The sequence below is a fragment of the Mesorhizobium sp. M4B.F.Ca.ET.089.01.1.1 genome (assembly GCF_004022605.1).
GTDB lineage: Bacteria > Pseudomonadota > Alphaproteobacteria > Rhizobiales > Rhizobiaceae > Mesorhizobium > Mesorhizobium abyssinicae.
The window spans coordinates 1-502 of the sequence record NZ_RZOS01001326.1 but is presented as its reverse complement, the minus strand read 5'-3'; the positions used below and the strand labels follow the sequence as shown (position 1 = coordinate 502).

At 67.5% G+C, this 502-nt stretch carries 1 protein-coding gene; it reads right to left on the bottom strand.

Going from position 1 to position 502, the window contains the following annotated elements:
- On the bottom strand, positions 1–502 hold a 502-nt coding region (locus EN780_RS37370), incomplete at both ends, for a flagellar basal body P-ring protein FlgI (RefSeq protein WP_133373005.1).

Here is a 502-nt window from a genome sequence, read left to right as displayed (position 1 = left end):
GTGTAATCGTTGATGGCATCGGCGATGCGAATGGCGGTCGAGAAGTCGGGGTTGCGCAGTTGCAGCGTCAGCACGCCCTGATCGTCGAATTCGGCCGGCACCGCGCGTTCGACGATGGCGCCGTTGGGGACGCGGCCCGCCGTCGGCACGCCTTGCGTCAATTGCTCCGCCTGGCCCTGGGCGGTGAAGCCGCCGACGATCACCGAGCCCTGGCCGACGGCATAGATTTCGCCATCGGCCGCCTTCAGCGGCGTCATCACCAGCGTGCCGCCGGCAAGCGAGGTGGCGTCGCCCATCGAGGAAACGTCGATGTCGATGCGGGCTCCCGACTGCACGAAGGGCGGCATGTTGGCGGTGACGATGACGGCGGCGACGTTCTTGGCGCGCGCGCTGCCGCCTTCGGTGGCGATGCCGAGATTCTCCAGCATGGCGCGGATCGACTGTTCGGTAAAAGGCGAATTGCGCAGGCTGTCGCCGGTTCCCGCCAGGCCGATGACCAGGC